General features: G+C 67.1%; 22 protein-coding genes. 11 read left to right on the top strand and 11 right to left on the bottom strand.

Features of this window, described 5'->3' with window-relative positions; genetic code table 11:
• Positions 1–9 precede the first annotated feature (9 nt).
• Both GV792_RS20145 and GV792_RS20140 read left to right on the top strand, forming a co-directional pair.
• Positions 10–894: an SPFH domain-containing protein gene (locus tag GV792_RS20145; RefSeq protein WP_163825782.1), complete on the top strand. Its 885-nt coding sequence runs from the start codon at positions 10–12 to the stop codon at positions 892–894.
• Positions 895–905: 11 nt separating this feature from the next.
• Complete coding sequence (locus GV792_RS20140) at positions 906–1,088, top strand: hypothetical protein (protein ID WP_163825781.1); 183 nt, start codon at positions 906–908, stop codon at positions 1,086–1,088.
• 79 nt (positions 1,089–1,167) lie between these two features.
• Here the strand turns inward: GV792_RS20140 and GV792_RS20135 are convergent, their stop codons facing one another.
• From GV792_RS20135 to GV792_RS20125, 3 genes are all read right to left on the bottom strand, one after another.
• On the bottom strand, positions 1,168–2,058 hold the full coding sequence (locus tag GV792_RS20135) for a LysR family transcriptional regulator (protein WP_175583054.1): 891 nt from the start codon (positions 2,056–2,058) through the stop codon (positions 1,168–1,170).
• 99 nt (positions 2,059–2,157) lie between these two features.
• The gene (locus tag GV792_RS20130; RefSeq protein WP_163825777.1) at positions 2,158–2,808 is read right to left on the bottom strand and encodes a response regulator; all 651 of its coding nucleotides are present in this window, start codon (positions 2,806–2,808) and stop codon (positions 2,158–2,160) included.
• On the bottom strand, positions 2,805–3,953 hold the full coding sequence (locus tag GV792_RS20125) for a sensor histidine kinase (RefSeq protein WP_163825776.1): 1,149 nt from the start codon (positions 3,951–3,953) through the stop codon (positions 2,805–2,807). The genes GV792_RS20130 and GV792_RS20125 overlap by 4 nt, the downstream gene beginning before the upstream one ends.
• A 132-nt stretch (positions 3,954–4,085) precedes the next feature.
• Here GV792_RS20125 and GV792_RS20120 point away from each other — a divergent pair, with 132 nt between their 5' ends.
• Positions 4,086–5,105, top strand: a complete 1,020-nt coding sequence (locus GV792_RS20120; RefSeq protein ID WP_163825774.1) for a hypothetical protein — start codon at positions 4,086–4,088, stop codon at positions 5,103–5,105.
• Between the two features lie 56 nt (positions 5,106–5,161).
• Here the strand turns inward: GV792_RS20120 and GV792_RS20115 are convergent, their stop codons facing one another.
• Positions 5,162–6,010 carry a class I SAM-dependent methyltransferase gene (locus GV792_RS20115; RefSeq protein ID WP_163825772.1) on the bottom strand — a complete coding sequence of 283 codons (849 nt, stop codon included), beginning with the start codon at positions 6,008–6,010 and terminating at the stop codon, positions 5,162–5,164.
• A gap of 167 nt (positions 6,011–6,177) precedes the next feature.
• Here GV792_RS20115 and rpsA point away from each other — a divergent pair, with 167 nt between their 5' ends.
• Positions 6,178–7,644: a 30S ribosomal protein S1 gene (gene rpsA / locus GV792_RS20110; protein WP_014350347.1), complete on the top strand. Its 1,467-nt coding sequence runs from the start codon at positions 6,178–6,180 to the stop codon at positions 7,642–7,644.
• A 172-nt stretch (positions 7,645–7,816) separates the two neighbouring features.
• Here rpsA and GV792_RS20105 read toward each other — a convergent pair whose 3' ends face one another.
• Positions 7,817–8,494: an NAD(P)-dependent oxidoreductase gene (locus GV792_RS20105; protein ID WP_163825770.1), complete on the bottom strand. Its 678-nt coding sequence runs from the start codon at positions 8,492–8,494 to the stop codon at positions 7,817–7,819.
• A gap of 91 nt (positions 8,495–8,585) precedes the next feature.
• On the opposite strand from GV792_RS20105, the gene GV792_RS20100 reads away from it, so the two are divergent.
• Positions 8,586–9,284, top strand: a complete 699-nt coding sequence (locus GV792_RS20100) for a TetR/AcrR family transcriptional regulator (RefSeq protein ID WP_309138557.1) — start codon at positions 8,586–8,588, stop codon at positions 9,282–9,284.
• Between the two features lie 61 nt (positions 9,285–9,345).
• Here GV792_RS20100 and GV792_RS20095 read toward each other — a convergent pair whose 3' ends face one another.
• Positions 9,346–9,558: a hypothetical protein gene (locus GV792_RS20095; RefSeq protein WP_163825650.1), complete on the bottom strand. Its 213-nt coding sequence runs from the start codon at positions 9,556–9,558 to the stop codon at positions 9,346–9,348.
• 399 nt (positions 9,559–9,957) lie between these two features.
• On the opposite strand from GV792_RS20095, the gene coaE reads away from it, so the two are divergent.
• Positions 9,958–11,172, top strand: a complete 1,215-nt coding sequence (gene coaE / locus GV792_RS20090; RefSeq protein ID WP_163825766.1) for a dephospho-CoA kinase — start codon at positions 9,958–9,960, stop codon at positions 11,170–11,172.
• Between the two features lie 29 nt (positions 11,173–11,201).
• Here coaE and GV792_RS20085 read toward each other — a convergent pair whose 3' ends face one another.
• Positions 11,202–11,726: a DUF402 domain-containing protein gene (locus tag GV792_RS20085; RefSeq protein WP_163825764.1), complete on the bottom strand. Its 525-nt coding sequence runs from the start codon at positions 11,724–11,726 to the stop codon at positions 11,202–11,204.
• Positions 11,727–11,826: 100 nt separating this feature from the next.
• Here GV792_RS20085 and uvrB point away from each other — a divergent pair, with 100 nt between their 5' ends.
• Positions 11,827–14,001, top strand: coding sequence for an excinuclease ABC subunit UvrB (uvrB, locus tag GV792_RS20080; protein ID WP_163825763.1), 2,175 nt, complete (start codon positions 11,827–11,829; stop codon positions 13,999–14,001).
• Positions 14,002–14,066: 65 nt separating this feature from the next.
• Here the strand turns inward: uvrB and GV792_RS20075 are convergent, their stop codons facing one another.
• Positions 14,067–14,537, bottom strand: coding sequence for a VOC family protein (locus GV792_RS20075; RefSeq protein ID WP_163825762.1), 471 nt, complete (start codon positions 14,535–14,537; stop codon positions 14,067–14,069).
• Positions 14,538–14,589: 52 nt separating this feature from the next.
• Here GV792_RS20075 and GV792_RS20070 point away from each other — a divergent pair, with 52 nt between their 5' ends.
• From GV792_RS20070 to GV792_RS20060, 3 genes are all read left to right on the top strand, one after another.
• On the top strand, positions 14,590–15,492 hold the full coding sequence (locus tag GV792_RS20070) for a helix-turn-helix domain-containing protein (RefSeq protein ID WP_163825760.1): 903 nt from the start codon (positions 14,590–14,592) through the stop codon (positions 15,490–15,492).
• A 78-nt stretch (positions 15,493–15,570) separates the two neighbouring features.
• Complete coding sequence (locus GV792_RS20065) at positions 15,571–15,984, top strand: DoxX family protein (RefSeq protein ID WP_163825758.1); 414 nt, start codon at positions 15,571–15,573, stop codon at positions 15,982–15,984.
• A 461-nt stretch (positions 15,985–16,445) separates the two neighbouring features.
• Complete coding sequence (locus GV792_RS20060; RefSeq protein WP_163825757.1) at positions 16,446–16,898, top strand: universal stress protein; 453 nt, start codon at positions 16,446–16,448, stop codon at positions 16,896–16,898.
• A gap of 51 nt (positions 16,899–16,949) precedes the next feature.
• Here the strand turns inward: GV792_RS20060 and GV792_RS20055 are convergent, their stop codons facing one another.
• Together GV792_RS20055 and GV792_RS20050 are read right to left on the bottom strand one after the other, a co-directional pair.
• Positions 16,950–19,292, bottom strand: coding sequence for a HelD family protein (locus tag GV792_RS20055; RefSeq protein ID WP_175584582.1), 2,343 nt, complete (start codon positions 19,290–19,292; stop codon positions 16,950–16,952).
• 158 nt (positions 19,293–19,450) lie between these two features.
• On the bottom strand, positions 19,451–20,782 hold the full coding sequence (locus GV792_RS20050; protein WP_163825755.1) for a diguanylate cyclase domain-containing protein: 1,332 nt from the start codon (positions 20,780–20,782) through the stop codon (positions 19,451–19,453).
• A 230-nt stretch (positions 20,783–21,012) separates the two neighbouring features.
• Here GV792_RS20050 and GV792_RS20045 point away from each other — a divergent pair, with 230 nt between their 5' ends.
• The gene (locus GV792_RS20045) at positions 21,013–22,164 is read left to right on the top strand and encodes a beta-ketoacyl synthase N-terminal-like domain-containing protein (protein ID WP_163825831.1); all 1,152 of its coding nucleotides are present in this window, start codon (positions 21,013–21,015) and stop codon (positions 22,162–22,164) included.
• On the opposite strand, the gene GV792_RS20040 is transcribed toward GV792_RS20045, so the two are convergent.
• Entirely contained in the window at positions 22,161–23,885 is a 1,725-nt protein-coding gene (locus tag GV792_RS20040; RefSeq protein ID WP_163825753.1) for a sensor histidine kinase, read from the bottom strand. The two genes, GV792_RS20045 and GV792_RS20040, sit on opposite strands and share 4 nt — an antisense overlap.
• Between the last annotated feature and the right edge of the window lie 123 nt (positions 23,886–24,008).

Raw genomic sequence — 24,008 nt, 5'->3', positions numbered from 1 at the left:
GAGGATGTCATGAAGCTTCGTGCCGCTGTCCACGTCAACGGGTTCGTGGTGCTACTGACGTGGCTGGTGCTGACGATCGCCATCGGCGGTGCCACCGCGCTCGCCTTCGTCGTCGGGGCCAAGGACGGCAACGGCGCCGCGATCGGTATCGGCATCGTCGGATCGGTCGTGCTGGTCGTGCTGCTGCTCGGGGTCACCGGGTTGATCGTGGTCAACCCGAACGAGGCCAAGGTGGTGCAGTTCTTCGGTCGTTACGTGGGCTCGGTGAGCGAGCCGGGCTTCTATTCGGTGCTGCCGCTGACCGACCGGCGCAGCATTTCGCTGCGAGTGCGCAACTTCGAGACCCAGAAGCTCAAGGTCAACGATGCCGACGGCAACCCGGTCGAGATCGCCGCTGTGGTCGTCTATCGCGTGGTCGACAGCTATAAGGCCGCGTTCTCCGTCGACGACTACGAGGAGTACGTGGAGACCCAGTCCGAGGCCGCGGTCCGGCATCTGGCCACAACGCACCCCTACGATGCCCACGACGACGAACGCACCAGCCTGCGCGATGGCAGCGAGGTCGCTGAGGAACTGACCGTCGAGCTGCGCGAACGCACCGAACTCGCCGGGATCGAGGTACTGGAAGCCCGCATCACCCACCTCGCCTACGCACCCGAGATCGCCCAGGCCATGCTGGTTCGCCAGCAAGCGGCGCAGGTGGTCGCGGCCCGCACCCAGATCGTGGAGGGTGCGGTCGGCATGGTCGGCTTGGCGCTGGAGCGGCTGACCGCTGAGGGCATGGTGGAACTCGACGAGGAGCGCAAAGCGAACATGGTGTCGAACCTGCTGGTGGTCCTGTGCGGTGATCGACCGACCCAGCCCGTGGTCAACGCCGGATCGCTCTACTCCTGACCGGCGAGCCGATGGCCGAACGCAAGAAGATCCTGCTCCGGCTCGATCCGGCGGTATACGAGGCGGTGGCCCGCTGGGCATCAGACGACCTGCGCAGCGTCAACGCGCAGATCGAATACGCCCTACGACTCGCCCTCGACAATGCGGGCCGGAAACCGCGGCCGAACAGATCAGAGGCAGACGACGGCGAATGAGCACCGGGCGCGGCGACAGCCGCCCCCGGTTCCGCGTATTCGCCGGCTCCGCCGGACATCTCGGGCGCCCGACGGCAACTCAGCCCTGCCGATCCGTTTCCGCTGCGCTCGCCGTGGCGGCGGCGAATGCCCGGATCGTGTCGGTGTCGGTGCCGGTGCGCCAGACGAAGGTCCAGCGGCAGCGCGGACCGTCCGGCATCGGAACATAGGCGATTCCGGGCCGGGCGTAGTAGTCCACGCAATGCTCCTGTGCGAGGGCGACGGCGCGGCCAGCGGCGATGGTCGCGAGCATCTCCTGGAAGGTGTGCACGCGTGGGCCGCGCCGAATCGGGCGACCGGACGGTGTGTGCGGGGGAATCAGCTCATCCGCCCAGTAGGCGGGCGCGGCGGTGCCGATATCGCACAGGGTCTGGTCGCCGAGTTCCTCCACCGCAACCGTTGTGCGCCGGGCCAATTCGCTGCCGGTCGCGACCGCCAGGCGCATCGGTTCGATCAATACGGTCGGCCCGACGGTGATATCGGGTTCCTCGACCGGTAACCACAGCAGCTGGATATCGACCTCACCGGCGCGCAACGGCCCGAACGGGTCGGAGAAATGCGCCTCGCGCATCATCAGATCCACCCCCGGATAGGCGTCGGTGAACTCGCGCAGCACCGGTTCGATGACATGGCCGAGCGCGCCCATGATGCCGACGGTCAACGTATCGCCCATCCCCTTGGCGGCGGCCTTGGCCCGGGCCACCGCTGTCTCGATCAGCTGACTGCCACGGCGTAGATCATCGCGCAGCTGCTCGCCGATGGGCGTGAGCGCGACATTTCGGCTGTTGCGGGTGAAAAGTGGTGCGCCGATGCGGCGTTCCTGCTTCCTGATGGCATGGCTGACTCGCGATTGGCCGATGTGCAGCCGCTGGGCGGTCCGGCCGAAGTGCAATTCCTCGGCGAGGGTGAGAAAGATTTCGATATCTCGCATCTCCACGGGGTGCCTCCACGATCATGAATAGCTGCCCCGGTCCGGGCTCGAGTGATCCGAGCGAGGCACTGACAGGCATCGAGCAGCAGTGTTGTCCCGTTACGGGGAAGCGTGACCTGACGCCCACGCCCATGCGGCGATCCCGACCCGGTTCGCCGCGGCGAGCTTGCGTTGCACATTGGCCAGATGGTTCTTCACCGTTCCGGCGCTGATGAACAGCTCGGTGGCGATCTCGGCGTTGGTGTGTCCCTGGGCGACCAGCCGCACGATCTCGAGCTCACGTTCGCTGAGCGGCTCGGTGGTGGGGCGTTGTTCGGGCACCGGCGGGATCATCCGCCGCAGCAGCCGGACGGTGATCTGTGGGCTGATGAGGGTGTCACCGGCCATGGCGGCGCGGATCGCCTCGACGAGCAGGGTGGGGCCCGAGCGTTTGAGCAGATAGCCGCAGGCGCCGTCGCGGAGTGCGGTGTGGACGTATTCGTCGAGGTCGAACGTGGTCACCACGATCACTCGCATCGGGTCGGGCACGCCTGGTCCGGCGAGACGGCGGGTGAGCTCGAGACCGTCGAGTCCCGGCATCCGGATATCGGCGAGCACCACATCGGGTCGCAGGTGCCGGGCTTGGGACAGGGCACTGGCGCCGTCGGCGGCCTCGGCGACCACGGTCATGTCCGGTTGGGCATCGACGACCATACGGAAGGCGTCCCGGATGCCTTCCTGGTCATCGGCGATGAGGATGCGAGTGCTCATGGGTGCTTGCCTTCCAGCGGAATGTGGGCGTCGACAGTCCAGCCACGAGGGTGTCGTGGTCCGGCGGTGAGGGTGCCGCGCAACGATTCCACCCGCTCGGTGAGACCGGGCAGTCCAAGGCCGCTGTGGTTGCGGTGCGCTCGGCCGGGCGCGCCGTCGCCGTCGTCGGCGACGGTCAGGTGCAATCCGCCGCCGCGAACACCGACCCGAATATCGACCTCGGAGGCGGTCGGTGCGTGCCTGCGGATATTGGTCAGCGCCTCGATGACCACCCGGTAGGCCACCGCCGCCGGTTCGCGGGGGACGCCGGCGACCTCGCCGAGATCGAGCCGGACCTCGACGCGTCCGTCACCGAATCGTTCGGCGACCGCGGGCAGGTCGGCGATGCCGCCGACGGGTTCGCGGGCGGCCTCGCCGGGGTCGCGCAGAATGTGGATGGTGCGGTCCATGGACGCGAGGGCACGCAGCCCGGCCTGCTCGATTCGAGTGAAGGCTTCGTCGAGCCGGGGGTCGCCCGCGGTGAGTACCATCCGCGCGGCCTGGGCTCTGGCCACGATTTCGCTGACATCGTGGGCGACGAAATCGTGCAGGTCGGAGGCGAGGTCGAGGCGCTGCTCACGCCGGGCGTCGGCGATCGCGCGACGCCGCTCGTCCTCGCGGTGACGTTGATAGAGGCCGACGCCCCCGGCCGCCAGACCGGGCAGCAGCCACAGCACGCTGCCCGCGATCATCGCCCACGCTGTCTCTCCCTGGGGCATATACCGCTGCACCGACAGTGCGATGGCCAGCGCCGGGACGCAGGCACCGAGAGCGGCGCGTGGCGATGACCATCGCACCGGCAGATATGCGAAGACCATGAGAGCGGGCGGTTCGAGCAGTATCCACAGCGCCTGCTCCGGCATCGGCTCGCCCGCGGGCCGCCCGGCCGGCAGCGAGACGATGGTGACCACGAGCGAACACGATCCGGTCGCGATGGCCGCGAGCGGCACCAGGCCCCGTGACCGCGGCCAAGTGGCCAGCACGAGACCGAAAGTCACACAGGCCATTACGGGAGCGATGACGTCGATAACGGGCGCGGGCACCAGCATTGCGCCCACGAGCGGGACCAGGATGCCGGCCGCCGCGAGGAGGTGCCGGAGGTTCATGATGATCATGAGCCTATGCGTGCCCAGTCCGCGAGCGATGTGCCGATCGGCCTATTTCCACTGGTCCGAGCGCGCGGAGACGGGCCCGTCGGCACATTCCGCTGTCCACTCGGCTGCGGCAAGGCTGGTGATATGCGACAGAACTGGCAGGCCCGCATCGGCTACACCCTCTCCGCCCTCTCGCTGCTCTATGGCGGGGCCGGGGTCTACTGGAGTTTCGACGGGAATGCCTTCCCGTTCGGCTCGGGCGATCCGATGATGGCCGGAGGCGGCCGCGAGGTCCTCGCCACCAATCTCACCGGCTGGGCGACACCGGAGATCTCCGGACCGATCATCGCCGCCGTCGGACTGCTCGGCGCCGTGGTCGCCTTTCTGATGGCGCGCGGCCTCGGCCGAGGCGGGACGCGATATGCCCTGCTGACCGTGGCGTGGGTGCTGGCAGCCGGGCTGGTCTTCGGTATCCAGGACTATCGCCCGCTGATTGTGGTCGGCTACACCCCGATCTTCCTCGTCGGGAAGACCCTGTTCGGCTGGCCCGCCGGGGTGGGCTGGGCGCAGCTGTACGACTGGCCGAAGACGAACCTGCTGATCCTGCTTCTCGCGGGGATCGGGTGGGCGTTGCTTGCGGTGTTCTACCGCAAGCCGGATGCCGAACGCGCCCCCGTCGCCGGAACCGGTCTGATCCGTTACGGCACGCCCGCTGTGGTCGTCGCCGTGCTCGTCCCCCTGATCTACTGCACCACCCGCTGGATGTGGGCACTCGGATTCGGTTTCGGCCTCGATCCGCAGGTGTTCGAGGAAGGCAAGGAGACCGGTCTGTGGCTGGCAGGTGCGGGACTGGCGGGTTTCGGCGCGCTCGGCGCGGTCGCCACCGGCGGGCTGATCCGCCCATGGGGTGAGCGTTACCCACGGTGGATGATCGGTCTGGCTGGCAAGCGAATCCCGCCGATGGTGGCGGTGGTCCCCGCGGTGGTGGTGGCGGTGCCGGTCACCACCGCCGGGTTGATGTACATCAGGCTCGCGGCGGTGATCGGGGTCGACGGCAGGTGGATCACGCATATGCCCGAGACGCTGTGGCCGCTGTGGGGCGGCGCGCTGCTGCTCGCGGCTCTGTCCTACCGCCAGCGGCGACACGTCGCCGAACGGATGTGACGCGACACCGGCACCGAACCGCATACTCACCGCGACGAGCGTGCGGTTCGGCTCGTTCAGCCCGGTTTGCGGGCCACGAAGATCGCGGTGCCGGGGAACAGTGCCCCACGCAGCGGGCTCCACTGGCCCCATTCCCGGTCCAGCCACTCCGGCCAGTCGGGTTCGATGATGTCCTCCACGATCAGGCCCGCGGTGACGATCTCGCGCACCCGGTCGCCGACGGTGCGATGGTGTTCGACGTAGGTGGGCTCGCCGTCGGCGTCGACCTCTATATAAGGGGTGCGGTCGAAGTACGGCGTCGTGGCGACCAGCCCGTCCGGACCCGGATCGTCGGGGAAGATCCAGCGCATCGGATGATTCACCGAGAACACCCAGCGGCCACCGGGACGCAGCACCCGTTCGACCTCACGCATGACCTGCGCCGAATCGGCGACGAAGGGAATCGCGCCGAACGCCGAACAGGCCGCGTCGAACGACCTGTCGGCGAAGGGCAGCGCCTCGGCATTGGCCTGGATCAGCGGCACCCGCGGCCCGCCGCGCGCCATCGCTGCCAGCCCGTGCGCGAGCATGCCCGCCGATAGGTCAAGGCCGACCGGGTAGGCGCCGTTACTCGCCAGCCAGCGTGAACACGGTGCGGAACCGCAGCCGATCTCGAGGATGCGCCGACCAGCGATATCGCCGAGCAGATGCCAATCGCCCTCGTGCATTCCCTCGGGGCACCAGACGAATTCACCGGCGGGGGAGTCGACACCGAGGAATTCGGCATGGGTATCGTGGTATTGGTCGGCGTCGGCATCCCACCAGCGTCGGCTGGCACGTTCACTGTCCGTGGAATCGATTCGGGCACGTGCAGGCCCGACGGTTCCGAGCAGTTCGTTTGCTTGTGCATGGCGATCGTCCGACACGCGGTAAGAGTATCGGCGTGGCGACGGGACCGGTTTGCCCGGCTCGATGCAGGTCGCGTACGCTGAACGCGCGAGTGATCACACCGCGCCCAATTTCGGTGTGTCGCAGAGTACCGAAAGATCCAATGTCCGCAACCGACCACAATCCGTCCGGAGCACACCGACATATGCCCACCACCGTCACCTCGCCGCAGGTAGCCGTCAACGACATCGGCTCCGCCGAGGACTTCCTCGCCGCCATCGACGCAACGATCAAGTACTTCAACGATGGCGACATCGTCGAAGGAACCATCGTCAAGGTCGATCGCGATGAGGTTCTGCTCGACATCGGTTACAAGACCGAAGGCGTCATCCCGTCCCGCGAACTCTCCATCAAACACGATGTCGATCCCAATGAGGTCGTTTCCGTGGGTGATGAGGTCGAGGCCCTTGTTCTCACCAAGGAGGACAAGGAAGGCCGCCTGATCCTGTCGAAGAAGCGGGCGCAGTACGAGCGCGCGTGGGGCACGATCGAGGAGCTCAAGGAGAAGGACGAGGCCGTCAAGGGCACCGTCATCGAGGTCGTCAAGGGCGGCCTGATCCTCGACATCGGCCTGCGTGGCTTCCTGCCCGCCTCCCTCGTCGAGATGCGTCGCGTCCGCGATCTCCAGCCGTACGTCGGCAAGGAGATCGAGGCCAAGATCATCGAGCTCGACAAGAACCGCAACAACGTGGTTCTCTCGCGTCGCGCCTGGCTGGAGCAGACCCAGTCCGAGGTTCGCAGCGAGTTCCTGCACCAGCTGCAGAAGGGCCAGGTCCGCAAGGGTGTGGTCTCCTCGATCGTCAACTTCGGTGCCTTCGTGGACCTGGGCGGCGTCGACGGTCTCGTGCACGTGTCCGAGCTGTCCTGGAAGCACATCGACCACCCGTCCGAGGTCGTCGAGGTCGGCACCGAGGTCACCGTCGAGGTTCTCGACGTCGATCTGGACCGCGAGCGCGTCTCCCTGTCGCTCAAGGCCACCCAGGAAGACCCGTGGCGTCAGTTCGCCCGCACCCACGCGATCGGCCAGATCGTGCCGGGCAAGGTCACCAAGCTGGTTCCGTTCGGTGCGTTCGTGCGCGTCGAAGAGGGCATCGAGGGCCTGGTGCACATCTCCGAGCTGGCCGAGCGCCACGTCGAGGTCCCGGACCAGGTCGTTGCCGTCGGCGACGACGCGATGGTCAAGGTCATCGACATCGACCTGGAGCGTCGCCGGATCTCGCTGTCGCTGAAGCAGGCGAACGAGGACTACCACGCCGAGTTCGACCCGTCGAAGTACGGCATGGCCGACAGCTACGACGAGCAGGGCAACTACATCTTCCCCGAGGGCTTCGATCCCGAGACCAACGAATGGCTCGAGGGCTTCGACAAGCAGCGCGAGGAGTGGGAAGGCCGCTACGCCGAGGCGGAGCGTCGCCACAAGATGCACACCGCGCAGATGGAGAAGATGGCGGCCGACGCCGCGGCCGAGGCGGCCAATGGTGGCGGCTCGTCGAACTACTCCTCCGAGAGCGGTTCGCAGTCCACCTCCAGCCAGCCCGAGTCCGCCGGCGGTTCGCTCGCCAGCGACGCCCAGCTCGCGGCTCTGCGGGAGAAGCTCTCCGGCAACGCCTGATACAGGTAGAGCACTACCGAAGGCCCCGGTCCGATACGGACCGGGGCCTTCGGGCTTGTTCGCTGTGGAAAAGCTGTCGCACTCCTGGTGGATGCCTGTCCACGACCGGGCCCGCAGCCTAGCGATGGGGGAGGCATGCGGGCCGGGCGATGCGGCGGTAGAAGGGGCGGCCCTATGCGGCGGCGACAGTGAATCGGCGTTGGACGAATCGTGCGCTCTCGGCTTCGTCGATCAGCGCTACGGCGAGATCCTCGGCAGAGATGTCGGCGTCAGCATCGAGCAACTGATCTCCCCCTATCTGGAAACGTCCCGTGCGCTCGCCCGGATCGACCCGCCCCGACGAGGGGCTCAGGTAGGTCCACTGCCGGTCCGAGAGCCGGTACACGTTCAACGCCTCCCGCAGCGCGAGGATCACTCGGTGATACTCGACCGGTACCCCGAGATTCTCGGGTAGTCCCTCGGCGAATCCGGGCTGATCCACCAATTGCAGGCCCGGCGCCACCTCCAAGCTGCCGCCGCCACCCACCGCGATCACCCGGATCTCCGGATGACGGGTCAGGGCCTCGATCATTGCCCGCGCGCCGACGACGAAATCGTTCGCCTTATCGATGGTGTCCTCGATCCCGTGCCCGGCATTCACCGCGCTGATCGCCACATCCAGCCCCGCGATCACATCCGCGACACTCTCGGCATCGCGCCAATCGGCCACCTGCCATGCGACTCCCTCACTCACCGCGGGGATACGTGCCGCATCGCCGGTGAACGCCCGCACCACATGCCCGCGCCGCCGTGCCTCCTCGACCACCCGCGAACCGATGACGCCCGTCGCTCCGAAGACTCCGATATCCATGACTCTCCCACAGAATGCATGCCGTGCATTTACTACACGGCGTTCAGTAAGTGCACGCCAGATAGTACTCGCACGCTGTAGAGTGTCAACCGTGGTCGAGGCAGTGAAGAGTCGCCGGGAGCGGTTGCGCGCGGAAACCGCGCAGGAAATCAAGATGATCGCCTTGCGGCTGCTCGAGGAGGGTGGTCCCGATGCCATCGCGTTGCGGGCCATCGCCCGCGAGATGGGTATGACCGCCGGAGCCATCTACGGCTACTACGCCACTCGCGACGAGCTCATCTCGACCCTGATCTCCGATGTCTACACGGCACTGCTCGACCGGGTCGAAGCCGCGCGCGATGCTGTCCCCGGCGACGATCCGGGTGGTCGCATCATCGCGTGGGGTGAGGCGGTGCGGGAATGGGCGGTACGCAGTCCAGCGGAATTCCGGCTCATCTACGGCGATCCGGTGCCGGGCTATCTGCCACCGCCGGGAGGGCCTGCTGCTGCTGCCCAGCTGCGGGCATGCACCGGATTGGTCGCACTGGCCGCGGCGGCCTGGCCGCATATGGGCAAGGTCGAGCCTCCGGTGTTCGAGTGGTCGGACTTCGATGCCGATCTGGCCGCGCACGTGCGCGCCGACTTCCCCGAATTGCCGCCCGCGGGATTGGCGCTGGCGCTGCGCATGTGGGGCCGGATGCATGGTCTGGTTGCGCTCGAGGTGTACGGCCACCTGCGGCCGCAGGCGCAAGATCCGGCGAAGCTGTTCCGTGCCGAAATGCTCGACCTGGTCCGGTCGCTCGGGGTGTAGCTGCCGACGCGCACAACAGTGGCCCGGTCGCGGGGACCGGGCCACTGTCGGGAAGTGGGCGTCAGCCGGCGGTGGCGGGCACCCAGCGCACCGAGGGGGCGACCGAGCGACGCCGCATGGCGGCGAAACTATGCCGAGCCGGACTGATCAACGAGGTGAACCATGTGCGACGGTGCTCGGCGAGCGCAGCCGCGACGGCGGGGATTTCGATGCAGTGCACGCCTCCCGCCATTCCCAGGCGGTGGCGACCCGTCTGGTTAGTACTGGTGCCCAATGCTCTTCCTTTGCTTGTGATGGTGCTGGCCTGGATCGCCACGGCGAAGGTTAGCGGACCCGAAGTCGTCCGCAGCGTATTTTGCCGAAGTAATTGCTCGGCGTGTCGGAAAGTTATCGCTTGGAAACCGTATTCGGCCGGAAATGTTGCGAGATGGTCTCGGCCGCGTCACGGAACGGGCAATAGCCGCACAAGGTGGTGGAAATTGCTGCGGGAGTGGGTATCCGACAGGGTCGGGAATTATCCACGGAAAGTGACTGCCGATTCCCGTAGCTGCCGCCGGATTCCCGGAAACCGATTCGTGCGGGGCGTCGTCGACCCGCATCCAATGGTTCGTGGCTGCGCTGCCCGCGGATGGGTGGTCAGTGGCAGCCCGCAGCATGATGCGAGACTGGTCCGATGTTACGAATCGGCCTCACCGGAGGTATGGGCGCTGGCAAGTCGACCGTGGCGCGGATCCTCGCCGAACGCGGTGCGGTGGTGATCGATGCGGATGTGATCGCGCGTGAGGTCGTCGCACCGGGTACCGAGGGGCTGGCCGCCTTGGTGGAGGCATTCGGCGCCGATATCCTCTCCGCCGACGGAAGTTTGGACCGTCCCGCTCTGGCCGCGAAGGCATTCGGCGACGACGCGGCGCGGGCCCGGTTGAACGCGATCACGCATCCGCTGGTCGGTCAGCGCACCGGCGAGCTGCTGGCCGCCGCCCCTGCGGACGCGATTGTCGTCCAAGATATTCCGCTCCTGGTCGAAGGTGGTTTGGCGCCACTGATGAATCTGGTGCTCGTAGTCGATGTCGCCGCGGAGACTCGAATTCAGCGGCTGGTGCAGTTCCGTGGCGTGCCGGAAGCGGATGCGCGCGCCCGAATTTCGGCGCAGGCCACCGATGAACAGCGCCGGGCGGCGGCCGATGTGCTACTGGACAACAATGGTCCCGCCGACGCCATCGAATCGGTGGTGCACCGGCTCTGGGATGAGCGTCTGGTGCCGTTCGAACGCAATATGCGCACCGCCGAGGTGGCAGGTTATGACCTGCGGCTGGTGGCGCCGGACACGGAATGGGGGGCCCAGGCGCAGCGGCTGATCGCTCGACTGTGGGTGGCCGCGGGTGCGGCGGCTTCGACGATCGATCACATCGGGTCGACGTCGGTCCCGGGTCTGCCGGCCAAGGATGTCATCGACATTCAGATCACGGTGGCCGATATCGCCGCCGCCGACGGTCTGCGCGATGCACTCGCCGCGGCCGGCTTCCCGGCTGAGCCACATATCACCGGCGACAACCCGAAACCGACCGAGGCCGATCCCGAGGGAATCGATACCGCGCTGTGGGCCAAACGGCTTCACGGCAGCGCCGACCCCGGCCGTCCGGCCAATGTGCACGTGCGGGTCGCCGGTTCGCCCGGCCAGCAGTTCGCGCTGGCTTTCCGCGACTGGCTACGCGCCGATCCCGCCGCCCGCGAGGAGTACACGCGGGTGAAGCAGGAGGGAGCGGCGAAGGCCGCGGGCTCGACCGGTGATGCCGCGATGGTGGCGTATCTGGCGGTGAAGGAGCCCTGGTTCGACGCGGCGTACCCGCGGGTCATGCAGTGGCGTGCGGAGAACGAGCCGGACGCCTGAGCCGGTCGAAGCCAGGAGGCGGCAGCGGGCTACAGCCAGGTGAGTGGCATCCCGCGCGAGGCGGTCCAGCCCAGGAAGTCGTGACCGTTGGCGGCGATACCGTCGATAGCGGCCGTGGCGGTGACGATCGCCTTTTCCGCGGTGGCCGCGTCGACCAGGCCCGCCGACAGCGCGGCCAGCAGTTCGTCGACATCGAGCAGGCGAGTGTCGCGCCCGGTGCGCACCAGGAGATCGAGATAGTGGTCAACCGACCGCCACTTCTTGGGTTCGACCTCGGCGAATTCGCCGATATCGATGTAGTAGTCCTGGTTGCGCAGGTGCGCCGCGGTGTAGTGGAACACCGTGGCACGCAGCGACAACTCCGGCAGTAGCCAGGACTCCATGTAGTGGAAGGCCGGATGGTCGGCGGTGCGCGCCATGTACAGGCCCCACGGCTCGACGCGATAACTCTCGACCGGCCGGACGAACCCCTTGGGATCGGTATTGGTGAGGTCGGCGACGTTGAAATACTCCACCTTCGGCCGGTGCACGTCCACGGATGGTGCCTGAGTCATGTCTCGAGAATCTACCGTCGACGGGGCTGTTGTCCAGGCGGGCGGTGAAGCCGTCGCGGACCCGGCGAACCTGTCGGTGGCTGCGCCTACCCTGGTGGGCATGGCATTCGCAACCGAGATCCCGGCCGACGAACAGGGCCGGACGCCGCTGGCGCATTCGGAGTTCCGTCCGGTGGGCGAGATCGAACGGGTAGGTGGACGGTTCGAGGTCGTCAGCCCGCACCAGCCCGCGGGCGACCAGCCTGCCGCGATCGACGAACTGCAACGCCGCATCACCACGGGTGAACGTGATGTGGTGCTGCTCGGTGCCACCGGTACCGGTAAATCCGCCACCACCGCGTGGCTTATCGAACGGTTGCAACGGCCCACTCTGGTGATGGCGCCGAATAAAACCCTCGCCGCCCAGCTGGCCAACGAACTGCGCGAAATGCTGCCGAACAATGCGGTCGAGTACTTCGTCTCGTACTACGACTACTACCAACCCGAGGCCTATATCGCGCAGACCGATACCTATATCGAGAAGGACAGCTCGATCAACGACGATGTGGAGCGGCTGCGCCATTCGGCCACGTCGAGTCTGCTCTCACGCCGCGATGTGGTGGTGGTCGCGTCGGTCTCGTGCATCTACGGCCTCGGCACGCCACAGTCCTACCTCGACCGATCGGTGCAGCTGGAGGTGGGCACCGAAGTCGACCGTGACGCGCTGCTGCGGATGCTCGTCGATGTCCAGTACACCCGCAACGACATGGCCTTCACTCGCGGATCGTTCCGGGTGCGCGGCGACACCGTGGAGATCATCCCGTCCTATGAGGAGCTCGCGGTCCGCATCGAGTTCTTCGGCGACGAGGTGGAGGCGCTGTACTACCTGCATCCACTGACCGGCGATGTGGTGCGCCAGGTCGATACGGTGCGCATCTTCCCGGCCACCCATTACGTGGCGGGACCGGATCGGTTGGAGCGCGCGGTCCACGATATCGAGACCGAACTCGAGGCCCGCCTGGCCGAATTCGAGCGTCAGGGCAAATTACTGGAGGCGCAACGGCTGCGGATGCGCACCCAGTACGACCTGGAGATGATCCGTCAGGTCGGGTTCTGCTCCGGTATCGAGAACTATTCGCGCCATATCGATGGCCGCCCGGCCGGTTCGGCGCCGGCGACGCTGCTCGACTACTTCCCCGAGGATTTTCTGCTCGTCATCGACGAGTCGCATGTGACGGTGCCGCAGATCGGTGGCATGTACGAAGGCGATATGTCGCGTAAGCGCAACCTCGTCGAATACGGTTTCCGGCTGCCATCGGCCATCGACAACCGGCCGCTGACCTGGGAGGAGTTCGCCGACCGGATCGGGCAGACGGTGTATCTGTCGGCCACCCCCGGCAATTACGAGCTCGGCCAGGCCGGCGGTGAGGTGGTCGAGCAGGTCATCCGCCCGACCGGGCTGGTGGATCCGCAGGTGATCGTCAAACCCACCAAGGGGCAGATCGATGATCTGGTGCACGAGATCCGCCAGCGCACCGATCGCGACGAGCGGGTGCTGGTCACCACGCTCACCAAGAAGATGGCCGAGGACCTCACCGACTATCTACTCGGGCTCGGTGTGCGGGTGCGGTACCTGCATTCGGAGATCGACACGCTGCGCCGGGTGGAGTTGTTGCGTCAGTTGCGCCTCGGCGAATACGACGTGCTCGTCGGCATCAACCTGCTGCGTGAGGGCCTCGACCTGCCCGAGGTGTCATTGGTCGCCATCCTCGACGCGGATAAGGAGGGCTTCCTGCGCAGCAGCACCAGTCTGATCCAGACCATCGGCCGCGCGGCCCGCAATGTCTCCGGTGAGGTGCACATGTACGCGGACAAGGTCACCGACTCGATGCGCCACGCCATCGAGGAGACCGAACGCCGTCGCGCGAAGCAGGTCGCCTACAACGAGGAGATGGGCATCGATCCGCAGCCGCTGCGGAAGAAGATCGCCGACATTCTCGATCAGGTGTATCAGGAGGCCGACGACGAGGTGGCCGTCGGTGGTTCGGGTCGCAATGCCAGCCGCGGCCGCCGTGCCCAGGGCGAACCGGGCCGGGCGGTGAGCGCGGGCGTTATCGAGGGTCGCGACGTCAAGTCCATGCCGCGGGCCGAACTGGCCGATCTGGTGAAGGAGCTGACCGACCAGATGATGAACGCCGCCCGCGAACTGCAATTCGAGCTCGCGGGTCGCCTGCGCGACGAGATCGCGGACCTGAAGAAGGAATTGCGGGGGATGGACGCGGCAGGACTGAGCTGATCCCGCGCCGGGTACCCGCATTCCACAGCAGATGCCCGACGCGGGCCGGCCACGCCGGGGCGGCTTCAGCCCTGGGTGGCCATCCATTCGTTGACCCGGCGCTCGGCCTCCTCACGGGAGACGTCTTCGACCTTGGTGATCACCGCCCATCGATGACCGAACGGATCGATGACCACACCGAATCGGTCACCGGTGACGAAGGTCTGCGGTTCTTCGGCGCTGCGGGCGCCGTGCTCGATCGCGCGGGAGATGACGGCGTCTACATCGGGGCAGTAGTGCACGATGGAGGTGTGTACCCAGTCGCCGTTCGGGGCCAGTACGCCGTTGTCGGGCATCGGCATGCCCAACTGCAGTGTGGAATCGCCGATCTTCAGTTCCGCATGCGCGGGCTGCCCGTCGGGCAGATCGTTGCGAGTGATCACCTCGGCGCCGAAGACGGCGGTGTAGAAGTCGATGGCCTTGTTGCCGTCGCCGACGGCCAGGAAACAGGTGATGGAGTGGTAGCCATCGGGAATCGGGTTCACGGTGCTGTTCATGTCGACAATCCTGGTCGCCGCGGTCTCGGCGATCTTGTAAGAAAGCGACACGATGCCCGACCGCGGTGACCGCGCTCCTGTCGCGTCGGCCCTCGCCGACCGGAAGGGGATTCTGCACCCGGATGAGCAGGCCAGGCATCGGACGCTGGTGCGGCTGCCCGTCGGCCCCGATCTTGCCGATGTTATCGACTGGTACTGGTCGGTGCGGTGGGACCTGCGGGGGCAACCGCCGTATAGCGCTCAGGTGCTGCCGTTTCCGTGCGTGAACGTCACCTTCGAGCGCTCCGAGTCCAAGACCGGCGGCTTCGTGAACGGCGTGTGCACCACCAAGTTCGTCCGCGAACTGTCCGGGGTCGGAGAAACATTCGGGATCCGGTTCCGTGCGGGCGGGTTCGGCGCGTTCACCGGGCTCGATGTCGGTGAATTCCGCGACCGTGCCGTCGCATTGGCCGAGGTGCTGCCCGAGGCAGACCGGCTGACCCAGGCGGTGCTGGCCGAATCCTCCGACGCCGGGCGCCGCGCTGTCGTCGAATCATTCTTCGGCCACGGGGTGTCGGCCCCCGACCCGAACTACGCCTTGGTCCTGCGCATCGTCGACGCCATGGCCGCGGACGAGGAACTCACCAGGGTCGATCAGGTCACCGAGCGATTCGCGGTGTCGACGCGCACGCTGCAACGGCTGTTCCGCCGCTATATCGGCGCCGGACCGAAATGGGTATTGCGCCGCTACCGTTTACAGGACGCCGCGGATCTGCTCGCCCACGGCCGTATCGAGGATCTCGCCGCACTGTCGGCCGAACTCGGTTATTACGATCAAGCGCATTTCACCCGGGAATTCACCGCGGAAATCGGAATGGCGCCCCTGGAATACGCCAAACAGTCGATACGCTCACGCAACGAGGTCACCGCGAAACTGCTCCCCGGCGCCGAGCGGATACCGGAACAGTTCCGATAGTTCTCTTTCGCCGGAGGGTAGCTCCGCGGAGTGGTTGAATACCGCACTATCTACTCACCGGCGAATGAGGAGCTGGACATGGATGTCGTGGTGTTGATCGGCCGGGTGTTGTTCGTGATGCTTTTCTTCGGTTCGGCCTTCGGTCACTTCACGCAGACCGAGGCGATGACCGCCTACGCGCAGAGCCGAGGTGTGCCCTCGCCCAAGGCGGGTGTGCTCGCAGCGGGGGTGCTGATGGTGCTCGGTGGGGTGAGCGTGCTACTCGGCGTGTGGGCCGACCTGGGCGCGCTCCTGTTGTTCATCATGCTGGCGCCCACAGCCCTTCTGATGCACCAGTTCTGGGTCGAGACCGACCCGGAGGCCAAGCAGACGGAGCTGATCCAGTTCAACAAGGATCTGTCGCTGGCAGGGGCCTCGCTCATGCTGTTCGCCTTCTTCGCCCACACCGAGGATCTGGGATTGACCATCACCGGGCCGCTATTCAGCATGTGACCCGGCGCACGCGCTAATATTGCCCTCCGCATCCGTAGTGAAAGGGAACGCATGGACATCATCGGAGCGATTCTGGGTATTTTCTGGGCCGACTACCGGCAGTGGCCCTGAGCCCGTCGTACCCTGTGCCCTCCGGCCCGTTCGCCCTCGCGGACGGGCCGGAGTGGTTCCGCGGCCGATGTTGTGATGAATGTCCCAGGGCAGCAACACCGTTCACTGATGTTGTGGTAAATCACAGACCGGCGCCCGCTCGTTTGGGTCCGCCCAGGTAGGCGATGGCAGGCGGTATTCGCCCAGGCCGGGGCATCGCCACCATCGCGAACACTCCGAATGTGATGTGTTGCGAATTCTGATAATTCCGGGCGTATTGCCGCTATGGTCGACCCAGTCGCCGCGCCGAAGCCCCGACACGCCGGGACGAAACCTGACGCAGGCGTCCGACCCGCACAGTTGGAGGAGAGATGACCGCCTACCGGACCATTGTCGTCGGTACCGATGGCTCGGACTCGTCGTATGTCGCCGTCGACAAGGCCGCCGCACTGGCCGGGGCCGCCGGCTCGACGTTGGTTGTGGCCTGCGCCTACTACCCGACCGATGACCGCGACGTCGCCGCGGCCGCCGATGTGCTCAAGGACGAGGCCTACCAGGTGCGCGGTTCCGCGCCTACCAACGAGATCCTGCGCACCGCCCGCGATCGGGCCACCGCCGCTGGCGCCAAGGAGATCGTGGAACGCGCCATCGTGGGCGAGCCCGTCGAATCGTTGCTCGACCTGGTCAAGGAGACCCAGGCCGATCTGCTCGTCGTCGGCAACCGCGGCCTCAACACCCTGGCCGGGCGGCTGCTCGGTTCGGTGCCCTCGGACGTCGCGCGAAAGTCGCGTTCCGACGTCCTCATCGTGCACACCGTTCGCTGATTCACGCAGACGTGGTCGCCGCCACCTCGGCGGCGACCACGTCCGCGTGGCTCAGACCCGCAGTGAACTCAGCACCTCGGGCAGGTCCTCGCAGTGCAGCACGGTGAGCCGCTGGGTGGCGCGGGTCAGCGCCACATACAGATCGTTGAGCCCGCGTGGTGATTCGGCGATGATCTGCTGCGGTTGCACCAGATACACCGCATCGAATTCCAGACCCTTCACCTCGTGCACCGTCAGCACGCGCACCGACTCGGCCGCGATATCGGCGAATTCGGTCGCCAGTGCGTGCGGCACGATCACTGCGGTGGTGCCCGGCCCCCGTTCGGCGGCGACCATCCCCGCCAGCTCGGCACCGAGCGCCGTCGCCGCACACCGGAGCGCGCGCGGCGGATTCCCGGATTCGCGAACCGACCGTGGCACCTCCGCCGCCGGATCGATGGCCGCGAGCACCTCCGCCGCCACCGCCATGATCTCGGCGGGTGTGCGGTAGTTGACGGTGAGCTCGGTCAGCTTCCAGCGTTTGGCCACATACGGTTCCAGCATCGCCTGCCAGGTGGACGCGCCCGCGGGATCACCGGTCTGCGCGACATCACCCACGACGGTGATCCAGCGATTCGGGATCCGCCGCATCACCATGCGCCACGCCATCTCCGACAGCTCCTGCGCCTCGTCGACAATGACATGCCCATAGGTCCAGGTACGGTCGCCTGCCGCGCGTTCGGCGGTGGTCTGACGGGTGCGCACCTGCTGCCGTTCGGCCAGCTGGCTCGCATCGATGAGGTCGTAGGCCATCAGGATCTCGGGATCGAGTTCGTCCTCGAGATCCTGCGGTGCCGAACCGGTGAGGATGTCGAGTGCGTCCTGGGCCTCGGCCAGCTGGGCGCGCCAGCGGCGACGGGCCCGTTCGCGTTCCTCGGCGTCATCGATTCCGAGCAGTTCGGCCAGCTCATCGAGCAGCGGGGCGTCGGCGGCACTGAACTCGCTGTTGTCCGGGCGCAGCAGCTCGGCACGGTCGGCCGGTGCGAGTGAGCCGGCGACCCGGTCCAGGCGCGCCGGATCGGCCAGCAGATCGGCCAGCACCTGCTGTGGGGTCAGGATCGGCCACAGCGCGCTGATCGTGCGTTGGATCCCGGCATCCGAGCGCATCTCATCGGCGATCTCGGCCAGATCGGTACTGCTGAGCAGACTGCGGCCGCCGCCGACCGGGTCGGCGCCCATGGTGGTGGCCAGCTGATCGACGAGCGCGTCGATCACCGACGAAGCGAAGATCGGGCGGGCCAGATTGTGCGGGCGGCGCGACGAGCGGGCCCTGCCCCTCGCCCGGGTAACGATCTTGCGGTTCAGCGTCAGCGGATACCCGTCGAAGCTGAGCGCGATCGGCTCCGACGGCACCTCCTGCCGGTCGCGCACCGCCTGTTTGAGGATCTCGAGCACGCTCAGCGAACCCTTGATCTCACCCGCGCGCAGCGAATCCTCGCGGGTGGCCTTCACTCCCGGATACAGATCGCCGATGGTGGACAGCAGCACGCCCGTCTCACCGAGTGAGGGCAGCACCTGGCCGATGTAGTCGAGGAAGGTGGCGTTCGGGCCGATGATCAGCACACCGGCCTTGGCCAGCTGCTGGCGATAGGTGTAGAGGAGGTACGCGGCGCGATGCAGCGCGACAGCGGTCTTACCGGTGCCTGGCCCACCCTGGACGACCAGCACGCTCTTGTGCTCGGCGCGGATGATCGCGTCCTGCTCGCTCTGGATGGTCTCGACGATGTCGTTCATATGGCCGGTGCGTGCGGCGTTCAACGCCGACAGCAGGGCGCTTTCGCTGCCGACGCCGCCGTCGTCCTCGGTGACCCCGGCCCGTCGGGCGACCTCCAGATCGAGGTATTCATCGTTGATCGCGGTAACCTTGCGGTTGCGCGAGCGGATATGGCGGCGTCGCAGCACGCCGTCGGGGGCAGCGGTGGTGGCCAGGTAGAACGGCCGGGCCAAGGGTGCGCGCCAGTCCAGCAGCAGGGGTTCGTAATCGTTGTCTTCGTCGAGGATGCCGAGCCTGCCGATATAGCGGCGTTCGGCGTCGGTGTCGCCGTCGGTGCCGTCACCGTCGAGGTCGATCCGGCCGAAGCACAGGCCGTGTTCGGCGGCATCGTATTTGGCCAGATCCTCGGTGTAGAGCTGGGTGAACGATTCGCGTTCGGTGCGCGCCTGCGGGGTGCCGCCGGTTTCCAGCAAGACGGTGCGCAGCCGGTCGGTCGCGTACTTGCGCATGCCGTCGAGGCGGTCGTAGAGGACGCTCAGGTGCGACTGTTCCCGATCGATCTCGGTGTCGGTGCTCGATTCGGGCGCGGGTTCGGCGTCCGGGATGGGGGAGCGGTGGTCCTGAGTGAGGCGGTCGGGCAAAACGAACTCCTTGTCACCCGGTGACCAGGCACCAGTGGGGCAGACGACAGCTTGGTGGAATACGCGGACGATCGGAAAACGGAATCGTCCAGTCTACTGCGCGTTCGGCGCCGTTGCCGCCACACAGGGCGGCGGCGGGAGCGGAGACCGAGATGCGCTCAGGACGCGTGCGTGTTGTTCGGCCTGCGGGCGGCCCCGATGGTGCCTTCGCGATGACCGGACGGCTTGGCGCGATACATCGCCACATCCGCGTCGTGCAGCACCGCTTCCGGGGTGCGGCGGTCGCCCTGGCGTAACGCGGTGACGCCGATCGAGGCGTTGACCTCGATGCGATGCCCGCGCGCGACGATCGGTTCGGCCATGGTGGATTGCAGCCGCATGACGAGGGCGTCCAGATCCGCCTGCCGGGTGCGGCCGGACAGCAGGACCAGGAATTCGTCACCGCCGAGCCTGCCGACGATGTCGTCGCCGCGCAGTGCCCGCTGCAGCCGCTGGGCCACGATCTGCAGGACGGTGTCGCCGATAGCGTGGCCGAGAGTGTCGTTGATCGCCTTGAAACCGTCCAGATCGATGAACATCACCACCGATACCGGCAGATTTTCGCTGGCCGCCAGCGCACCGGCCAGCTGGGACAGGATCAGCGACCGATTGGCCAGCCCGGTCAGCGAATCGTGGGTGGCCTGATATTCCAGGTGGCGGCGACTGGCCCGGAACTCGGTGATATCGGCGAACGAAGACACCGCCGACGAGTCCGGATCACCCGGATTGAGCAGCCTGCTCGACCCGGACAGCCAACGGCGTTGCCCATCGGAGCGGTCGACGCCGAAGACGTAGCCGGTGATGGTTTCGCCGGTGGCGAGGGTGCGGGCCACCGGATGCCGCGAGGTCGGCATCGGCTGGGCATTGGCGTCCAGCAGTGTCAACGGCAGGTCCGTGATGGTGACGCCGGTCAGATCACCCGCGTCCTCGATGCCGAAGATTCGCTGCGCCGCCGGGTTGACCGATTCGATCCGGCCGTCCCGGTCGATCACGGTCACGCCTTCCTCCAATTGGCTCACCACGGTCGTGAAGTGCTGTTCGGCCCGGCGCTGGGCGGCCTCGGCGGCGCGTTGGGCGGTGAGGTCGTGGATGACGACCTGATAGGCGGCCTGGTCGTGCCAGACGGTGAGCACCGAGACGGTCTCGACCTGGACGGGGGTGCCGTCCAGCCGCGTCAGCATCATTTCGGCCGAATCGGACGCCGCGCCGGCCCGGTTGAGCCGGGAGATCCGATCGAGCATCCCCGGCACCGAATCCGGGTGGACGAACTGCACGAGGGGGCGCCCGACCAGCTCCTCCGGACCGGAGGCCGCCAGCATGCGCACCGCCGCCGGATTGACGTAGACGATCGTGCCGCGTTCGTGCACGCAGATCCCGTCCGGGGTGTGTTCGACCAGAGACCGATACCGCTGCGCCAGCTGCTCGGCGGCGCTGAGCCTGTCCTCTCCCACTCGAACCCCCGATCGTCCACCGTCAGCTGGTCATTGGAGCACGGGATTATTCTGGATGCGACATGTGCGCCGTTCACATGATCGACGCGATTGCCGCGATTCGTTTCGGGTACTTCGCCCGGCTCGATGCGGTGATCATGACAGAACCGGTTCTTCACGACGGCGGGCCGGCGCGAACGGTCCAGAAGATCGGGCCGAGGAGCGATGCCATGTCGGAACCTGATCATCATATGTCCATCGCCGGTGTCGGTGCCGTTACCGGGTACGGATGGGGGCGTGAGGCGCTGTGGCGCGGACTGCTGAGCGCCAAGTCGGCGGCGGGTGTGCAGCCCGGATACGGGGTCGAGCGTGACGAAGCGGCCTGGGTCTCGCTGGTCCCGTCGGGCGGCGATCCACAGGTGAGTACGAGCCGGTACGGGCGCGCCGTGCACGAGGCGGCGCGCGAGGCCATCACCGACGCGATCGCCCGCGGATGGCGACCGGGGCGCACCGTCGGACTGCTACACGCGATCGTGCTCGGTGACGTCGCCAACTGGCGCGACTTCTACGCCGTCGACGGCGGCAATCGCCGCTCACGGGACTATCTGCGGTTGCTTCCGTCCACTCCGATCTCGGTGGTGATGCAGGAGTACGGGTTTCACGGTCCGGCGATGAACGTGTCCGCGGCCTGCAGTTCGGGCAACGTCGCGTTGATCACCGCGCAGATGTGGCTCGACAGCGGTGTCGCTGACGACGTGGTGTGCGTGGCCACGGATGTGTCGGCAACCCCGGATATGGTCGAGCATTTCGTCCGGCTCGGTGCCGCTGTCACCGACGCCGAACCACTCGAGGCGTGCCGGCCCTTCCAGGAAGGTAGCCGCGGTTTCAGCATGGGGGAGGCATCGGTGGGTTTCGTGCTCAGCCGCTCGGTCGCGCGACCGTATGCCACGGTGCTCGGCGGTGCGATGACCAACGACGCCTATCACGTGGTGTCGGTGGATCCCGGGCATCGGCGGATCATCGACTGCGCGCGCCGGGCACTCGATATCGCGGGCGTGTCGGCGCACCAGGTGCAGTATTTCAACGCGCACGGCACCGGCACCCGCCAATGCGATACCGCCGAGCGCGCGCTGCTGGCCGAGGTATTCGACGACCGGCCCGAGGTCTACGCCCTCAAACCCCTGACCGGCCACTGCCAGGGCGCGGCCGCCGCGGTGGAGATCGCGGCCGCAGCCCTCGGATTCGATCGGGGAATCGTTCCTGCGGCCCCGATCGTCGCCGCGCCGCATCCGCGGTTGCTGGACGGTCCGTCGGCAAGCACCGGCGGCATCACGGTGAAGCTGTCGCTGGGGATGGGCGGCAACAATTCGATGGTGGTGCTGGCGCCGCCGGGCGAGCACTAGGGGAGGGGTGCCGTCCAGGACAGCCGGGTTCCTGGCAGCGCATCCTCGGAATCGGCGCGCGCGTGCCTGGCGACGGCGGCGGTGATGGTGAACCGGCCCTCCGCCTCCTCCGCGCGCTGCTCGAGATTGCGTAACCCGCTGCGGATGACGTGATGCGGTACGCCCCAGCCGTTGTCGGTGACGACGATGGTCAGATCGTCGGAGACCCCGATATCGACGGTGACGGTGTCGCCGCCGGAATGGCGGACCGCATTGCTCACCGCCTCACGCACCACGGCCTCGGCGTGATCGGCCAGATCCGGTTCCAGCACCGACAGCGGGCCGGAGAACTGCACGGTGGCCCGGATCGTGCTGTCGACGGTCTGCTGTCGGATGGCGTGTTCGATGCGCTGCTGCAATCGTGCGCTGTCGGCGCCGCCGTGCAGATCGAAGATGGAGGTGCGGATCTCCTGCACCACTTCCTGGAGATCGTTGATCACCCGCGTGAGCCGGTCGCGCACATCAGGGACGGTGGCGCGTGGCACCGCGCCCTGCAAGGTCAGACCGATCGCGAACAGTCGTTGGATGACGTGATCGTGCAGGTCGCGGGCGATGCGGTCGCGGTCGGCGAGGATGTCGACCTCACGCATGCGCCGTTGTGCGTCGGCCAGCTGCATCGCCAGCGCCGCCTGATCGGTGAAGGCGGCGGTGAGCTCGACCAATTCGTCCGGAAACGGGGCGGAACCCGCGCGCCGGACGGTGACCAGGGTGCCGTGGGTCGCGTCCGGTGTGCACAACGGCAGGATCAGCGCCGGACCGGGGGAGGGCAGGGTGATGCCGAGATCGACCTGGCCCGCGTCGTCGAACCGCAGCGGGGTGCGCCTGCCGAACGCCTCGCCGACCGCGGTGCCCGCCAGCGGGATCGGATGCCCGGCCCGTCGTGCATCCGGGCCGGACCAGTGCGTGATCAGCAGTTCGGTGACATCCCCAGGACCGGCGGCGGCGAGGAAACACAGCTGCGATCCGGTGAGCGCCCGCGCATGATCGACCACCCGCTCCAGGGCGCGGCCGGGGGTGCCGACGGCGAGGAATTCGGTGGCCACCTCACGGGTCGCTTCGATCCATTCCTGCCGGGTTCGCGCCGATTCGTAGAGCCGCGCATTGTCGACCGCGATACCCGCAGCGGCGGCCAGCGCCTGCACCAGCACCTCGTCCTCTGCGGTGAACGGCTGCCCACCGGCCTTCTCACACAGGTAGAGGCTGCCGAACACCTCATCGCGGATCCGCACCGGAACTCCGAGGAAGGTCCGCATCGGCGGATGGTGCGCGGGGAAGCCCACCGACTCGGGATGGGCGGTCAGATCGTCGAGCCGCAGTGGGGTGAGCTGGGCGAAGACCGCGCCGAGCACGCCGTGGCCCGCGGGCAGCTGACCGATTCGCGCCCTGGTCCCGTCGTCGATGCCCTCGGCGACGAACTGGAAGACCTGCCCGGTGTGACCACGGACACCGAGCGCGCCATACTCGGCGTCGATCAGGCTGGTCGCGGTGCGGACGATGGCGCGAAGGGTGTCGTCGAGATCGAGGCCCGAGGTGACCGTCAGCATGGCTTCGATCAGCCCGTCCATCCGGCCGCGTGAATCGGCGGCCACCTCCACCCGGTCGCTGACCTCGGCCAGCAGTTCGCGCAGGCGCTGCTGGTAGAGCGCGCCGCGCACAGCGGGCGGGCTCGATCTCTCGGCCATATCGGCTTCCTTGTCGTCTCCGCGCGACGGCCGTGCCCCGATTGGCCAGCTGTGACGCGGCGTTCGGTCAATGCTATTGCCGGATCGGGGACTTTCGGCCCTGTTCGTTATCTCCGCGTGATG

Origin of the sequence: Nocardia cyriacigeorgica, from assembly GCF_010868145.1 — a bacterium.
GTDB lineage: Bacteria > Actinomycetota > Actinomycetes > Mycobacteriales > Mycobacteriaceae > Nocardia > Nocardia cyriacigeorgica_D.
Note: the sequence above shows the minus strand (reverse complement) of the source record. Positions and strands in the feature narration are given on the sequence as shown.

What these genes read in the sequence shown, in the direction of transcription:
- GV792_RS20130 (WP_163825777.1), bottom strand. Translation starts at nt 2,808, where the DNA reads ATGAGCACTCGCATCCTCATCGCCGATGACCAGGAAGGCATCCGGGAC.
- GV792_RS20145 (WP_163825782.1), top strand. Translation starts at nt 10, where the DNA reads ATGAAGCTTCGTGCCGCTGTCCACGTCAACGGGTTCGTGGTGCTACTG.
- GV792_RS20135 (WP_175583054.1), bottom strand. Translation starts at nt 2,058, where the DNA reads ATGCGAGATATCGAAATCTTTCTCACCCTCGCCGAGGAATTGCACTTC.
- GV792_RS20065 (WP_163825758.1), top strand. Translation starts at nt 15,571, where the DNA reads ATGGATGTCGTGGTGTTGATCGGCCGGGTGTTGTTCGTGATGCTTTTC.
- GV792_RS20085 (WP_163825764.1), bottom strand. Translation starts at nt 11,726, where the DNA reads ATGACTCAGGCACCATCCGTGGACGTGCACCGGCCGAAGGTGGAGTAT.
- GV792_RS20060 (WP_163825757.1), top strand. Translation starts at nt 16,446, where the DNA reads ATGACCGCCTACCGGACCATTGTCGTCGGTACCGATGGCTCGGACTCG.
- GV792_RS20125 (WP_163825776.1), bottom strand. Translation starts at nt 3,953, where the DNA reads ATGAACCTCCGGCACCTCCTCGCGGCGGCCGGCATCCTGGTCCCGCTC.
- coaE (WP_163825766.1), top strand. Translation starts at nt 9,958, where the DNA reads ATGTTACGAATCGGCCTCACCGGAGGTATGGGCGCTGGCAAGTCGACC.
- GV792_RS20105 (WP_163825770.1), bottom strand. Translation starts at nt 8,494, where the DNA reads ATGGATATCGGAGTCTTCGGAGCGACGGGCGTCATCGGTTCGCGGGTG.
- GV792_RS20070 (WP_163825760.1), top strand. Translation starts at nt 14,590, where the DNA reads ATGCCCGACCGCGGTGACCGCGCTCCTGTCGCGTCGGCCCTCGCCGAC.
- GV792_RS20040 (WP_163825753.1), bottom strand. Translation starts at nt 23,885, where the DNA reads ATGGCCGAGAGATCGAGCCCGCCCGCTGTGCGCGGCGCGCTCTACCAG.
- rpsA (WP_014350347.1), top strand. Translation starts at nt 6,178, where the DNA reads ATGCCCACCACCGTCACCTCGCCGCAGGTAGCCGTCAACGACATCGGC.
- GV792_RS20075 (WP_163825762.1), bottom strand. Translation starts at nt 14,537, where the DNA reads ATGAACAGCACCGTGAACCCGATTCCCGATGGCTACCACTCCATCACC.
- GV792_RS20120 (WP_163825774.1), top strand. Translation starts at nt 4,086, where the DNA reads ATGCGACAGAACTGGCAGGCCCGCATCGGCTACACCCTCTCCGCCCTC.
- uvrB (WP_163825763.1), top strand. Translation starts at nt 11,827, where the DNA reads ATGGCATTCGCAACCGAGATCCCGGCCGACGAACAGGGCCGGACGCCG.
- GV792_RS20140 (WP_163825781.1), top strand. Translation starts at nt 906, where the DNA reads ATGGCCGAACGCAAGAAGATCCTGCTCCGGCTCGATCCGGCGGTATAC.
- GV792_RS20045 (WP_163825831.1), top strand. Translation starts at nt 21,013, where the DNA reads ATGTCCATCGCCGGTGTCGGTGCCGTTACCGGGTACGGATGGGGGCGT.